This is a genomic window from Bacillus sp. 7705b, from assembly GCF_002289525.1.
Taxonomy (GTDB): domain Bacteria; phylum Bacillota; class Bacilli; order Bacillales; family Bacillaceae; genus Bacillus; species Bacillus halotolerans.
Map to the genome: position 1 here is coordinate 26,752 of NZ_NSDH01000029.1, position 15,542 is coordinate 42,293.

The window sequence follows — 15,542 nt, forward strand, 5'->3', positions numbered from 1 at the left end:
ATGAGAAATGATGTGAATACCCGCGGATTATCTAATCCCTCTGTCAGCTATGGGGAGCCATTACATATATCCGAAGATCAACCGGCTACAATACCCGAGGTTTTATACAAAACTGCAGCGGAGCTTGGAGAAACAAAGGGGATCATTTATCTGCAGCCGGATGGAACTGAGATTCAGCAATCTTACGGCCGTTTATGGAAGGATGCGCTGCGTATTGTGAAGGGGCTCCGTCAATCTGGCCTGAGAGCAAAGGACAATGTGATCTTGCAGCTTGGTGACAATTCACAATTTATCCCTGCTTTCTGGGGCTGTGTTTCAACTGGAATTGTTCCGGCTCCTTTAGCTGTTGCTCCAACGTACACAGAGTCGAACAGCGGGACTCAAAAGCTGAAAGACGCATGGACACTTCTTGACAGGCCGCCGGTGATTACGAGTCGGGAATTGCTTCAGGAAATGATTGATTGGGCAAAAGAGCAAGAACTTGAAGGTTTTCGCGCCTTGGCTGTCGAGGATCTTTACCGTGATGAGATGGAAACCGACTGGCATCAAGCTCACCCTGAAGATTTGGCGCTTCTGCTGCTGACTTCAGGGAGTACGGGCACTCCCAAAGCAGTCATGCTCAATCACAAAAATATTTTAAGCATGGTGAAAGGCATTATTCAAATGCAAGGTTTTACAAGAGAGGATATCACGTTTAACTGGATGCCGTTTGATCATGTCGGAGGCATTGGGATGCTTCATTTGCGGGATGTCTATCTTGGCTGCCAAGAAATCAACGTCGCAAGTGAAACGATTTTGATGGAACCTCTAAAATGGCTTGATTGGATTGATCATTACCGTGCTTCTGTTACGTGGGCGCCGAATTTTGCTTTCGGACTTGTCACTGATTTTTCTGATGAAATGAAAAATCGAAACTGGGACCTGTCATCCATGCGCTATATGCTCAATGGCGGTGAAGCGATGGTCGCTAAAGTCGGGCGCAGAATGCTAGAGCTTTTAGAACCTCACGGATTGCCTGGTGACGCGATTCGCCCTGCATGGGGCATGTCTGAAACTTCATCCGGCGTGATTTTCTCTCGTGAGTTTACCCGTGCCGCAACAAGCGATGATGATGGTTTTGTGGAAATAGGCTCCCCGATTCCTGGATTCTCCATGAGGATTGTGGATGACCATAATGAATTGGTTGAGGAAGGCGAGATCGGCCGTTTTCAAGTCTCTGGCCTCTCTGTTACCAGCGGATATTATCGGCGCCCGGATTTGAATGAGAGTGTGTTTACGGAGGATGGCTGGTTTGAAACTGGCGATCTTGGTTTTTTGCGCAATGGGCGTCTAACCATTACGGGCCGTACGAAAGATGCGATTATTATTAATGGTGTCAATTACTACAGCCATGCGATTGAATCCGCGGTTGAAGAATTAGCGGAAATCGAAACTTCTTATACTGCCGCTTGTGCTGTCCGTGTGAATAACAATACAACGGATCAGTTGGCTATCTTCTTTGTTACTTCCGCCCAGATGAATGATGATGAAATCGTTCAGCTTCTTAGAAACATACAGTATCATGTCACGCAGACAATCGGTGTGACTCCCGAATTTTTGCTTCCGGTGCATAAAGAAGAGATTCCGAAAACAGCTATAGGAAAGATTCAGCGCACACAGCTGAAAACGGCATTTGAAAATGGGGAGTTCGACCACTTGCTTCACAAACCGAACCGTATAAACGATGAGGGAGAGACACAAGAAGCAGATGATGCCAAAAGAATAAGAGAAGATATACAGGAATATCTGCTCAGCTGTTTTACTGATGAGCTTCATGTTTCCCGCAATTGGATTGAGCCCAACACCAATATCCAAAGCCTCGGTATTGACTCTATTAAGATGATGAAGCTTATTCGGGCGGTCGAGAAAAAATACCGCATCAGACTCACAGCCAGAGAGTTATATAAGTATCCTGCAATCGAATCACTGGCAAACTATCTGTCTGAAAAAGAAGATTTGCCGCGCAGCCTGCCTGGTGACAAAGACAGCATTGACGCACCCCTATCAGAAGAGGCGGAAAAAAAGCAAGCAGCCTTTCAACCTCTTTCTGAAGTTCAAAAAGGTTTGTGGACATTGCAAAAAATGTCACCTGAAAATAGCGCGTATCACGTACCTCTCTGTTTTCGATTTACGTCAGCGATTCACCTTGAAACTTTAAAGCAAGCTTTTCACTATATGCTGAAACAGCATCCGATATTAAAGCATGTGATTCAAGAACAAGACGGAGTGCCTTGCCTCAAAAATGAGCCGGCGCTATCTCTTGATATCAAAACAGAAGACATTTCGGGTATGAAAGAGTCTGACACAACTGCTTATCTTAGAAAACAAGTAAAAGAACCGTATGTAAAGGAAAACAGCCCGTTAATGCGCGTCCGTGTTTTTTCCAGATCAGAAGAAGAGCATTTTTTGCTTGTGGTTATTCACCATATTATTTTTGACGGGATTTCTTCCCTGACGTTTATTCGCAGCCTTTTTGACAGCTATAAGCTTCTATTAGAAGGACAGGAGCCGAAAGAGTCTGTTTCACCGGCCGTTTATCATGATTTTGCCGCTTGGGAACAGAACATGCTTGCCGGTGAAGACGGCGAGAAACATCGTTCGTATTGGCGGAAACAGCTATCGGGCACATTGCCGAATCTTCAGCTGCCGGCTGTAAGCACCAGTACGTCCGTTTCAGAGTTTAAGGAAGACACATACGCTCGGCGGCTGCCCAGCAGTTTAATGGAGCGTGTCAGATCGTTTGCCAAAGAGCATTCTACAAATGTTTCAACGATATTGCTGAGCTGCTATATGATGCTGTTAGGCCGTTATTGCGATCAGAAAGAACTGATCGTCGGCATGCCTGCGATGGTGAGACCTGAAGAGCGATTTGATTCTTCTATTGGGCATTTTCTCAATATGCTGCCTATCCGGGGTGAACTGAAAGCGGCAGAAACTTTTTCTGAGTTCGTTTCGAGATTGCAATTCACAATCCTCGATGGACTGGATCATGCGGCTTATCCTTTTCCAAAAATGGTGCGGGATTTGAATATTTCTCGCCAGCAAGCAGGTTCACCTGTTTTTCAGACAGCTTTTTTCTATCAGAATTTTCTTCAAACTGGAAGTTATCAAAGTCTGTTGAGTAAATATAAGGATTCCTTTTCTGTTGATTTCGTTGAGAGTATTCATCAAGAGGGTGAATACGAATTGGTGTTTGAGCTATGGGAAGAAGAAGAAAAAATGGAGCTGAACATCAAATACAATACTGGGCTGTTTGATACCGCTGCTATTTCCGCTATGTTCGATCATTTTGTTTATTTAACAGAACAGGCTGTTGGGAGTCCTTCTCAGTCTTTAAAAGAGTATTCCTTATTAACTGAAGAAGAGGAACAAATGATTCTCAGAACGTGGAACGCTACTGACAAGAATTATCCACATGCGTGTTTTCATGAGTTATTTGAGCAGCAGGCGAAAAAGACGCCTAATCGGGCGGCTGTCAGCTATAAAGGTGAAACATTGACGTATCGGGAGCTTGATAAAAAAAGCACACAGCTGGCCATATATTTGCAGGCGCATGGAGCGGGGCCGGATCGCTTGGCAGGTATCTATGTGGATCGATCGCTGGAAATGATTGTAGGTTTATTGGCGATTCTCAAGGCAGGAGGAGCATATGTGCCGTTAGACCCGTCTTATCCGGCTGAGCGATTGGAATACATGCTGAAGGACAGTGAAGTCTCCATTACACTGACTACTTCCGAATTGGCCAATACTTTAAGCTGGAATGGGGTTCAGACAGTTTTGTTAGATCAGGACTGGGATGATGTCACTCAAGCCGCTTTTGATCGACGTGTTCTTTCGCGCACCGTCAAGCCGGAAAACTTGGCTTATGTCATTTATACGTCCGGCAGCACAGGGAAGCCAAAAGGTGTCATGATTCCGCATAAAGCGTTGACAAACTTTCTCGTTTCCATGGGTGAGACGCCCGGTCTTTCATCAGCGGATCGCCTGCTTGCTGTGACAACCTACTGTTTTGATATAGCTGCTTTAGAGCTATATCTCCCTTTGATAAAGGGGGCGCAGTGCCATATTTGCCAAACTGAACATACAAAAGACGTTGAAAAACTGAAGCGCGACATACAAGATTTGAGACCGACAATCATGCAAGCAACACCTGCGACATGGAAAATGCTCTTTTATTCAGGCTGGAAAAATGAAGAGGGAGTCAAGATTCTATGCGGAGGCGAAGCCTTACCTGAAAAGCTAAAGCGGCATTTTCTCAATACGGACAGCGAAGCCTGGAATATGTTCGGACCTACGGAAACAACAGTCTGGTCTGCGGTCCAGCGTGTGAATGAAGAAAGATCTCACATCACGATAGGCCGGCCTATCGCAAATACCCGGATTTATATTACCGATTCGCAGCTTACGCCTGTCCCGGCTGGTGTCCCGGGAGAGCTTTGCATTGCGGGGGACGGAGTGGCAAAGGGCTATTACAAACAGGGTGAATTGACGGATGAAAGATTTATAGACAGCTCTTTTGAGCATGGGTCAAAGCTTTATAGAACAGGTGACAAGGCACGCTGGCTTCCGGGAGGCAGGATTGAATATATCGGCCGCATCGACAACCAGGTGAAAATACGCGGATTCCGCATTGAGCTTGGCGATATTGAAAGCCGGCTTAATGAACATCCGGCTATTCAGGAAAGCGTCATTCTGGCAGCTGAACAGGACGGAGACGAGAAGCTCGCTGCCTATTATACAGGGAAAGATGTAAATTTATCTCTATCATCAAGGGAGCTGCGGAATTATTTAAAAAACAGTTTACCAGCCTATATGGTGCCTTCTTATTTTACCCAGCTTGACCATATGCCGTTAACACCGAACGGCAAGATAGACAGAAACACTCTGAAGAAACAAAAAGTGACAGCGAAGCAGCCAAGGCAAGGGAATATTGCTTCTATGAAAATACAGGAAACTATTTTATCTATTTGGCAAGATGTACTGAACGTTTATGACATTGAGCAGGAAGACGGATTTTTCGATGTGGGAGGCGATTCGCTTCTCGCTGTTACGGCGGCCGAACGCATCAAGCATGAACTATCCTGTGAGTTTACTGTCACAGACTTGTTTGAATACTCAACGATCAAAGGCATCAGTAAATATATCACTGAACAACAAATGGCGGATACTGGTTTCTCTTTGACTTTAGCATCAGCGGAAAAGTCAGATAAGCCTATTCACACTCAAAATGTTACTGGTGATCTTCCGGATTATTATGAGGACAGTGTAGCGATTATTGGGATATCGTGTGAATTTCCAGGTGCGAAAAACCATGCTGAGTTTTGGGAGAACCTTAGAGACGGCAAGGAAAGTATTAAATTTTTCAGTACAGAAGAGCTTCGGAGTTTTGGTGTTTCAGAGGAACTGACTGAGAGCTCACGGTATGTCCCGGCTAAATCCTCGATTGAAGGGAAGGACGAGTTTGACCCTAGCTTCTTTCAAATATCACCTAAAGATGCTGAATTTATGGATCCGCAGCTGCGGATGCTCATGACTCACTCCTGGAAAGCGATAGAAGATGCCGGTTACGTGTCCAAACAGATTCCGGAAACGAGTGTTTATATGTCAGCAAGCAATAATTCATATCGCGCGCTCTTGCCAAAAGAAACAACGGAGAGCCTTGAAACGCCGGACGGTTATGTATCGTGGGTGCTTGCACAGAGCGGAACCATTCCGACGATGATTTCTCATAAGCTCGGATTGAAAGGGCCTAGCTATTTCGTTCATGCCAATTGTTCCTCTTCTTTAATCGGATTGCATTCCGCCTATCAAAGCCTGATGTCTGGTGAATCTAATTATGCTTTGGTCGGCGGAGCGACATTGCACACCGAGTCAAATATCGGATATGTGCATCAGTCAGGTTTGAATTTTTCAAGCGATGGGCATATTAAGGCATTTGATGCCTCTGCCGACGGAATGATTGGCGGTGAGGGCGTTGCCGTTGTATTGCTGAAAAAAGCGGCGGATGCCGTAAAAGACGGTGACCACATCTATGCGTTGTTAAGAGGCATAGGTGTAAATAACGATGGAGCTGACAAAGTCGGCTTTTATGCACCAAGTGTAAAAGGACAGGCGGACGTGATTCAAAAGGTCATGAATCAAACGAATATTCAGCCTGAATCCATCAGCTATGTGGAAGCGCACGGTACAGGTACGAAGCTTGGAGATCCAATCGAGCTGTCAGCGTTGACGGCAGTTTACAGGCAGTATACAAATAAAAAACAATTTTGCGGAATCGGATCGGTCAAATCCAATATCGGACATGCTGATACGGCCGCCGGGCTGGCAGGCTGCATTAAGGTGGTGATGAGCCTTTACCATAATGAGCTTGCTCCTAGCATCAATTATAAGGATCCGAATCCAAATACAGACTTAGCTAATTCTCCTTTTTACGTCGTCGATCAAAAGAAAGCATTGAGTAATGAAATAAAAACGCACAGGGCTGCACTTAGTTCGTTCGGGCTTGGCGGGACAAACACTCATGCGATTTTCGAGCAATACAAAACAGTTTCTGCTGATCAGAAACAAACAGGGGCCTGCATCATTCCGATATCGGCAAAAAATAAAGAGCGGCTGCATGAGTATGTACATGGAATTTTGGTTCATTTGGAAAGAAGAGGGCTTGAAAGCGGCCGTCTGGCTGATTTTGCTTATACCCTTCAGGTCGGGCGAGAAGCAATGGAATATCGGGTTGCCTTTATCGCTGATCATGTGGATGAGTTAAAACAAAGGCTGGCTGATTTTATCAATGGATATTCACCAATAGAAGGCTGTTATCAAGGAGAGAAGCAGCAAGCCAAGGATGTTTCATGGCTGACAGAGGATGAAGACAGCGCGGAACTGATTGGAAAGTGGATCGCAAAAGGAAAAGTGAACAAGCTGGCGGAGATATGGAGTAAAGGAGCGCATATTGATTGGCTACAGCTTTACAAAGATGTGCGTCCAAACAGAATGAGTTTGCCGACATATCCTTTTGCAAAGGAACGATACTGGGCATCACAGGATGATCACAAGCTTTCGGGAAGAATGTCCGCTAAACAGACAGGCGTCAGTGCATTGCATCCGCTGCTTCATCAAAATACGTCAGACTTTTCTGAGCAGAGATTCAGTTCAGTTTTTACAGGTGAGGAATTCTTTCTGACAGATCATGTGGTGAGAGGGAAGCCGGTGCTCCCTGGGGTTGCCTACCTTGAAATGGCGCAAATGGCTGTAAACAAGGCGACAGGCAGCACGAACGAACAGGATGTCAGAATCAAATTGAATCACGCCGTTTGGGTTCAGCCTGTAGTGGTCGAGAGTCAGCCGGTTCATGTGCATATCAGTCTCTTTCCAGAAGAGGATGGAAAAATCACATATGACATTTACAGTACCGGAGAAGGGTCAGACTCAGCCATACACAGTCAAGGCAGTGCGGAACTGATAACTGCAGCAGAAAAGCCGGCTTGGGATCTTGCTGAATTACAGCGCCGCTGCAGCCGGAAGGAGCTTTCGCCTCACCAATTTTACGAGGAAGGCAGAAGCAGAGGAATGTTTCATGGTCCGGCATTCCAAGGAATTCAGAAAGTGAATATCGGAAACAGAGAGGTTTTGGCACGATTGCAGCTGCCAGCATCTGTTTCTGACACACAGGAACGTTTTGTGCTGCATCCGAGTATGATGGACTCCGCTGTTCAAGCTGCCACAATCTGTATCATGCAGGAATTTACTGAGCAAAAATTGATTTTGCCGTTTGCGCTTGAAGAACTTGAAGTGATCAAAGGATGTACGTCTGCGATGTGGGCATATGCCCGGTTAAGTGACGGTGATCACGGCGGGGATATGGTGCAGAAAGCGGATATCGATTTGTTTGACGAGACTGGGGACGTATGCGTAAGGATGAAGGGATTTTCAACAAGAGTGTTGGAAGGAGAAGTTCATTCGCCAAAACCTGCAGTTACACATGAGCGGTTAATGCTCGAGCCGATTTGGAATAAGCAGGATGAGGTGATCGCTAAAGAGGTGACATCTTACGGAGAGCATCTCGTTGTCTTCTGTGAAACCGAACGAAAGGTCAGCGACGGCATTGCATCCCGCATGCAGAATGTGCATGTCATTACTCTGAATGAAACTGAGGGGAATATCGCTGAACGTTTTCAAAGCTATACACAGCAGGTTTTTGAACTCATACAAAAGAAGATTCGCTCTAAAGCTAATCTGATCATTCAAGTGATTGTGCCGGGGAAAGGCGAGAAGCAATTGTTTGCGGGAATGTCCGGATTACTCAAAACAGCAGAATTGGAATACAGCAAACTTACAGCTCAGGTCATTGAGGTCGAGAATCCGGAAGAGATCATTGGCCTTCATCAAAAGCTGATAGACGACAGTCAGAGGCCTGATGACAAACAGATCAAATATGAAGCTGGTGACCGCTTTGTCAAAGGCTGGAGTGAAATAGCGCGTCCGGCAGCTGCTGAGCTTCATATGCCATGGAAGGATAATGGCGTTTACCTTATCACAGGTGGAGCGGGGAGCTTAGGCCTTTTGTTTGCAAAAGAAATTGCCAATCGAGCCGTTCATCCGGCCATCATTCTTACGGGACGCTCAGTCTTAAGTGAGCATAAGGAGCAGGAGCTTGAGGCTCTCCGAAAGTTGGGTGCAGAGGTTATCTATAAACAGGCTGATGTTGGAGATCAAAAGGCGGTCTCACGGCTCATGGATGAAATCAAAGAGACGTACGGCCATCTCAATGGAATTCTTCACGGTGCAGGCATCATAAAAGATCACTTCATTGTGCACAAAAAAAATAAAGAGTTTCAAGAAGTATTACAGCCAAAAGTGAACGGTTTGTTTTATCTAGATGAATGCAGCAAAGATTGGCAGTTGGACTTTTTCATCTTGTTTTCTTCTGTGTCCGGATGTTTAGGAAACACTGGACAAGCAGACTATGCAGCAGCCAATACATTTATGGATGCATTTGCCGTGTACAGAAACGCGCTTGCCGTGTCTAAGAAGCGGAACGGCACAACCATTTCCTTCAACTGGCCGTTATGGAAAGAGGGCGGTATGCAAGTTGATGCTGAAATTGAAAAGAGTATGTTGAAAAACGCAGGAATGGTCCCGATGCAAAGTGATCACGGCATTAAAGCCCTTTATCAAGGAATCGCTTCAGAAAAGCCGCAAGTATTCGTGATGGAAGGTCAGCTTGCGAAAATGAAGCAAAAATTGCTCTCTTCCGGGTCTAAAATCAAACGGACGGATCATAAAAGCGCAGATAAACATAACAGCCAAACCCGTAAATTGGAACAGTCTTTCATCCAGATGGTCGGAGAGATTTTAAAAGTAAACACTGAAGATATTGATATCAATACAGAACTCAGCGAGTACGGATTCGATTCGGTTACGTTTACTGTATTTACAAACCGGATTAATGAAGTGTACCGATTGGAGTTAGCGCCGACCATTTTCTTCGAATATGGAAGCATACGAAGCCTGGCTGAATATGTAATGTCTGAGTATCAGGATGACTGGCTGCATCAAGATGCATCTGTCAGCGGAACTGATGAACCATCCAACTCTTTACCTGCTGCAGACAGCCTGCAAGCTTCATTGAGTCACATGGTCAGCGTCATTTTAAAAGTGAACGTTGATGATATCGATATCAATACAGAGCTGAGTGAGTATGGCTTTGATTCAGTTTCATTCACTGTATTTACGAATCAGATTAACGAAGCATATCAATTGGAATTGACGCCGACCATTTTCTTTGAATATGGAAGGATTCAAAGTTTGGCTGACTATCTGATAGATGAATACAAGGAGGCTTTTGCTGAGGAGAACGTAATATCATCGGTTCCTGAAAAAGATGAAGAAACAGCTCCTGCGGCTCCAAGCATGACAAAGAGGAGAAAACAGCGCTATAAACAGACTGTTATGCCAAAAGAGGAAAGAAACACAAATCAGACTGCCGATTATGAGCCGATCGCCATTGTCGGCATCAGCGGCCGATTCCCTGGAGCCAATGACATAGATGAATTCTGGAGAAATCTTGAGGAAGGCAAAGACAGTATCACGGAAGTCCCGAAAGACCGTTGGGATTGGCGGGAGCATTTTGGAAATCCTGACTCAGAAGCCAATAAGACTGACATCAAATGGGGCGGATTTATTGATGGTGTAGCAGAATTTGATCCGTTGTTTTTTGGGATATCACCCCGTGAAGCCCATTATGTAGATCCTCAACAGAGGCTGTTAATGGAATATGCATGGAAGGTGATAGAAGATGCCGGATGCTCGCCGCAGAGCCTTTCAGGTACAGGGACAGGCATCTTTATCGGCACAGGAAATACAGGATATAAAGATTTATTTAATAAAGAAAATCTCCCGATTGAAGGACATGCCGCAACAGGCCATATGATTCCTTCGGTCGGTCCGAATAGAATGAGTTATTTCTTAAATACCCATGGTCCAAGTGAACCGGTAGAAACGGCTTGTTCAAGCTCGCTAGTTGCGATTCACCGTGCTGTGACTGCAATGCAAAGCGGCGACTGTGAGATGGCAATCGCAGGAGGCGTGAACACGATATTAACCGAGGAGGCGCACATTAGCTACAGCAAAGCTGGCATGCTGAGCAAAGACGGTAGATGTAAAACATTCTCTGCTGATGCGAATGGTTATGTCAGAGGAGAAGGTGTCGGAATGATCATGCTGAAAAAGCTGGCAGATGCTGAGCGCGATGGGAATCATATTTACGGCGTCATTCGGGGTACGGCAGAAAATCACGGAGGAAGAGCCAATACTCTGACATCTCCTAATCCGAAAGCGCAAGCTGATTTGCTGGTGCGTGCATATCGCCGGGCGGGCATAGATCCGAGTACAGTCACATATATCGAAGCACACGGAACGGGGACTGAATTGGGAGATCCGATAGAAATAAACGGGCTGAAAGCCGCGTTTAAAGAACTGTCTAATAGGGATGAGCACACTCAGCCGGAAGTTCCGGATCATCGATGCGGGATCGGCTCAGTTAAAAGCAATATCGGCCATTTGGAGCTGGCAGCGGGTATTTCAGGCCTGATTAAGGTACTGCTGCAGATGAAGCATAAAACCTTGGCCAAAAGCCTGCATTGCGATACGCTCAATCCTTACTTGCAGCTTACTGACAGTCCATTTTACATTGTCCAAGAAAAAGAGGAATGGAAAGCTGTCAAAGACCGGAACGGAAACGAAATCCCGCGCCGGGCAGGAATAAGTTCTTTTGGGATTGGCGGAGTAAACGCCCATATTGTGATTGAAGAATACATTCCAAAAGCAGGTTCCCGACATGCGCTTACTGAACATCCGAACATTATTGTGCTGTCGGCTAAAAATAAACAAAGGCTAATGGATCGGGCTGCACAATTGCTGGGTGCCATTCGTGACAAAAAGTATACAGATCAAGATCTGCACCGTATCGCCTACACGCTTCAAGTCGGGCGGGAAGAAATGGATGAACGTATGGCTTGTATTGCGGGCACAATGCAGGAGCTTGAAGAAAAACTGCAAGCGTATGTTGACAGCAAGGAAGGGACTGAAGGGCTCTTCCGCGGACAGGCGAATCGAAACAAAGAAGCGTTAGCCATTTTTTCTGCTGATGAGGACTTGGCAATGGCTATTGAGGCTTGGATCAGAAAAAGGAAATACGCCAAGCTTGCGGATTTATGGGTCAAAGGTGTCGCGGTCAATTGGGCTAAACTATATGGTGAGGCAGCCAAACCGCGTCTGATGAGCCTTCCTTCATACCCGTTTGCGAAGGATTACTATTGGCTTCCGGCAGAGGAACGTCTTTCAGAACCGGACAACATAGAGTTCGTTGATCATAGTGAAAAGCGGACCTCATGTGTTTTGACAAAACAATGGAGCGTAAGTCCGATTGCCACAAAAACGCCGGGGACAAGGGCTGTTGCGATTCTCAGCAATGAAGAGACGGCTGACTTGGCAGCTGAAGTATCAAAGCATTTCCCGAAACATCTTATATTAAATGTGAGCCGGATTGACAATGAACAGTTAAGTAATGATTGGAAACAGTTTGACGGCCTTGTGGATTTAATCGGTTGCGGCGGACACGAGGAAGAACAGCTACATTGGATTAGCTGGATTCAAAGGCTGGTTGAAGACGGGCATAAAGAGGGAATCATGCTGCTTTGTGTGACGAAAGGGCTGGAATCATTCCAAAACCCTTCCGTGCAGATGACAGGAGCCTCCCGTGCTGGCTTGTATCGTATGCTTCAAAGCGAATACAGCCATTTGAGATCAAGGCATATGGATGCGGAAGACTCTGTTCATCCTCATATTCTCGCGAAGCAGATCGCTGAGGAGTTTTATTCCGATACTGAGGAGACGGAGGTTTGCTACAGAGAGGGCTTGCGGTACCAGGCTTACTTAAAAGCGCATCCGGTAACCTGGAAAGGAATCGAAGAGCGACAGACCTTCCCGGAAGAACATGTGCTTCTCATTACAGGCGGGACAAGAGGAATCGGACTATTAAGCGCCCGGCATTTTGCGAAACACTATGGAGTGAAAAAGCTGGTTTTGACAGGGCGTGAGCAGCTTCCTCCGCGAGAGGACTGGGCTCATGCTGAGACATTAAATACCTCTGCGGCGGAGAAAATTCAAGCGGTGCGGGAGCTGGAGGCACAAGGCATACAAGTTCAAATGCTGTCACTCTCTTTGTCTGATGAGACACAAGTACAGCAAGCCTTACATGAAATCAATCAAACAATGGGACCAATTGGCGGAGTTATTCATTGTGCAGGAATAACGGACATGGATACCTTGGCGTTTATCCGTAAAACAGCTGATGATATACAGCAGGTACTGGAGCCGAAGGTGTCTGGGCTTACAACCCTTTATCGCTATGTAAGTCGTGAGCCACTACAGTTTTTTGTATTATTTTCTTCTGTTTCTGCCATTATTCCGGCACTTTCGGCTGGACAAGCTGATTATGCCATGGCTAACAGCTATATGGATTATTTTGCAGAAGCACATAAGGAAAATGCGCCAATCTTCAGCATTCAGTGGCCGAATTGGAAAGAAACCGGTATGGGGGAAGTGACAAATCAAGCATATCGAGAAAGCGGCTTGCTGAGCATTACGAATTCAGAGGGCTTGCGTTTTCTGGATCAAATCTTATCTGGGACCTTGCAGCCGGTTGTCCTCCCTGCTATCACGAATCAGGAAAATTGGAAGCCAGACCGGCTGATGGAGCGGCGGATCCGGCAAGAATCTGGATTGAAAGAAGAAGCTTTGCTAATATCACAACCTGAAAAAATCGGGAAAACCGCAGAGCCTGCTAAACATGAGCTGCTTTTAGATGAAACGCGGACATGGCTTGTTGCTTTGTTTTCTGAAGAGCTGAGAATCGAACGCGAACACCTGGAAATTGATGATTTATTTCAGGATTATGGTGTAGATTCTATTATCTTGGCACAGCTGCTCCAGCGTATTAATCGAAAGTTAGACGCAGCGCTCGATCCATCAATTCTTTATGAATATCCAACAATTCAGCGCTTTGCTGATTGGCTTGTAGGATCTTATGCCGAATCCTTGACTGCTCTGTTTGGAGACAAGATAGGGGAAAATGCGGAAGCATCATCGGCAAATAGAACTGAGACAGTCACACCTCACCCTGCGGAGGATCCAGCTTCTGTCAGCCGAAGACAGGTGCCGGTGTCCTCGTCACCGAGTTCTCATCCAGAGGATATCGCCGTTGTCGGGTTATCTTGCCGCTTTCCGGGGGCGGATACACTGGAAGCATATTGGTCGTTATTATCTGAGGGACGCTCGTCAATCGGACCGGTTCCGGCAGAGCGCTGGGGTTATCAGTCACCGTATTATGCCGGAGTCATTGATCACATCAGCCATTTCGATCATGATTTCTTCCTGCTCCATGAAGAGGATGTAAAGGCGATGGACCCGCAAGCGTTATTGGTATTGGAAGAATGTTTGAAACTTTGGTATCACGCCGGATATACACCAGATGAAATAAAGGGTGAATCTATCGGTGTCTATCTTGGAGGCAGAAGCCAGCACAAGCCTGATGAAGAGAGTCTTCTTCATGCGAAGAATCCTATCGTGACAGTCGGCCAGAATTATGTAGCGGCAAATATTTCACAATTTTTTGATGTCCGCGGCCCGAGTGTTGTGTTAGATACAGCATGTTCATCAGCTTTAGTCGGTATGAACATGGCTATTCAGGCCTTACACAGCGGGGATATGAAAGCTGCTGTAGTGGGCGGTGTCAGCTTGCTTGGTTCAGACGCCTCTCACCGGCTGTTTGAGCAGCGCGGCATTTTAAGTAAGCGTTCATCCTTCCATGTGTTTGATGAGCGTGCTGATGGCGTTGTTTTAGGTGAGGGTGTCGGAATGGTTCTGTTAAAAACGGTAAAACAGGCCATACAAGACGGAGATACCATTTATGCTGTGGTCAAAGCAGCCTCGGTCAATAATGACGGAAGAACCGCAGGGCCTGCAACACCTAATTTGGAGGCGCAAAAGGAAGTCATGAAGGCTGCGCTTGCCAAAAGCGGAAAACAGCCAGAGGACATCAGCTATCTTGAAGCAAACGGATCAGGTTCAATGGTAACCGATCTGCTTGAGCTTAAAGCGATTCAATCCGTGTACCGTTCAGGGAACGCAAATCCCCTTTCGCTCGGATCGATCAAGCCGAATATCGGACATCCGCTTTGTGCTGAAGGAATCGCAAGTTTTATCAAGGTTGTTCTGATGATGAAAGAGCGCAGTGTTGTTCCATTTTTATCAGGTGATAAAGAGATGCCACATTTCGATAAGCAGAAAGCGAATCTCACGTTCAGCCGATCGCTGGAAAAATGGACAGAACAGCTGCCTGCTGCGGCCATTAACTGCTTTGCCGATGGGGGGACAAACGCCCATGTCATTTTAGAGGCGTGGGATGAAGATAAAAAACGTGTGATTAAGCGTAGTCCAATATCGCCTCCTGAATTAAAGAAACGGGTGTTTTCGGCTGGCGCGTCAAAGCCGGAAGAGGAGACCTTAAAAATGGACACAGCAAACATATGGGATTCTTATGAAGTGGAGGTCTAACGTGAAAAATATAACGAAGCAACTCACTCTATCGTTAAAAAATCCGTTTATTTATCACCATGTGGTTTACGGACAACATGTTCTTCCGGGTTTGGCTTATATTGATATGATTTACCAGATATTCAGAGAACACGGCTATTCCTTCTCAGAGCTTCAGCTGCGGAACTTATCCATTTACCAGCCGTTGACTGCTAGACAGGATTCGGTAATTATGCTCAATATCGATTGCACGGAGAAAAATGAAGGGCATTGGCAAATATCAGTTAAAGGCTTCGAAAAACGCCGTGATAAAGAAGCGTCAGATGAAAAGCTCTTTATGAAGGCTGATATGCACACCGACGTGCCGGCAGTGTTTGAAGAAACACTGGAGGTCAATCACCTCAAAGCAA

General features: G+C 45.9%; 2 protein-coding genes (1 of these 2 running past the window's edge). Both read left to right on the top strand.

Features of this window, described 5'->3' with window-relative positions; all coding sequences use genetic code 11:
- Complete coding sequence (locus tag CJU60_RS11810; RefSeq protein ID WP_095713870.1) at positions 1-15,153, top strand: non-ribosomal peptide synthetase; 15,153 nt, start codon at positions 1-3, stop codon at positions 15,151-15,153.
- A protein-coding gene (locus tag CJU60_RS11815) for a type I polyketide synthase (protein ID WP_095713871.1) crosses the window boundary here: on the top strand, positions 15,137-15,542 show its 5' end (the start). It continues 13,334 nt past the right edge of the window; the window shows 406 of its 13,740 coding nt (coding positions 1-406); it begins with the start codon at positions 15,137-15,139; its stop codon lies beyond the right edge, outside the window. Before CJU60_RS11810 ends, CJU60_RS11815 begins: the two co-directional genes overlap by 17 nt.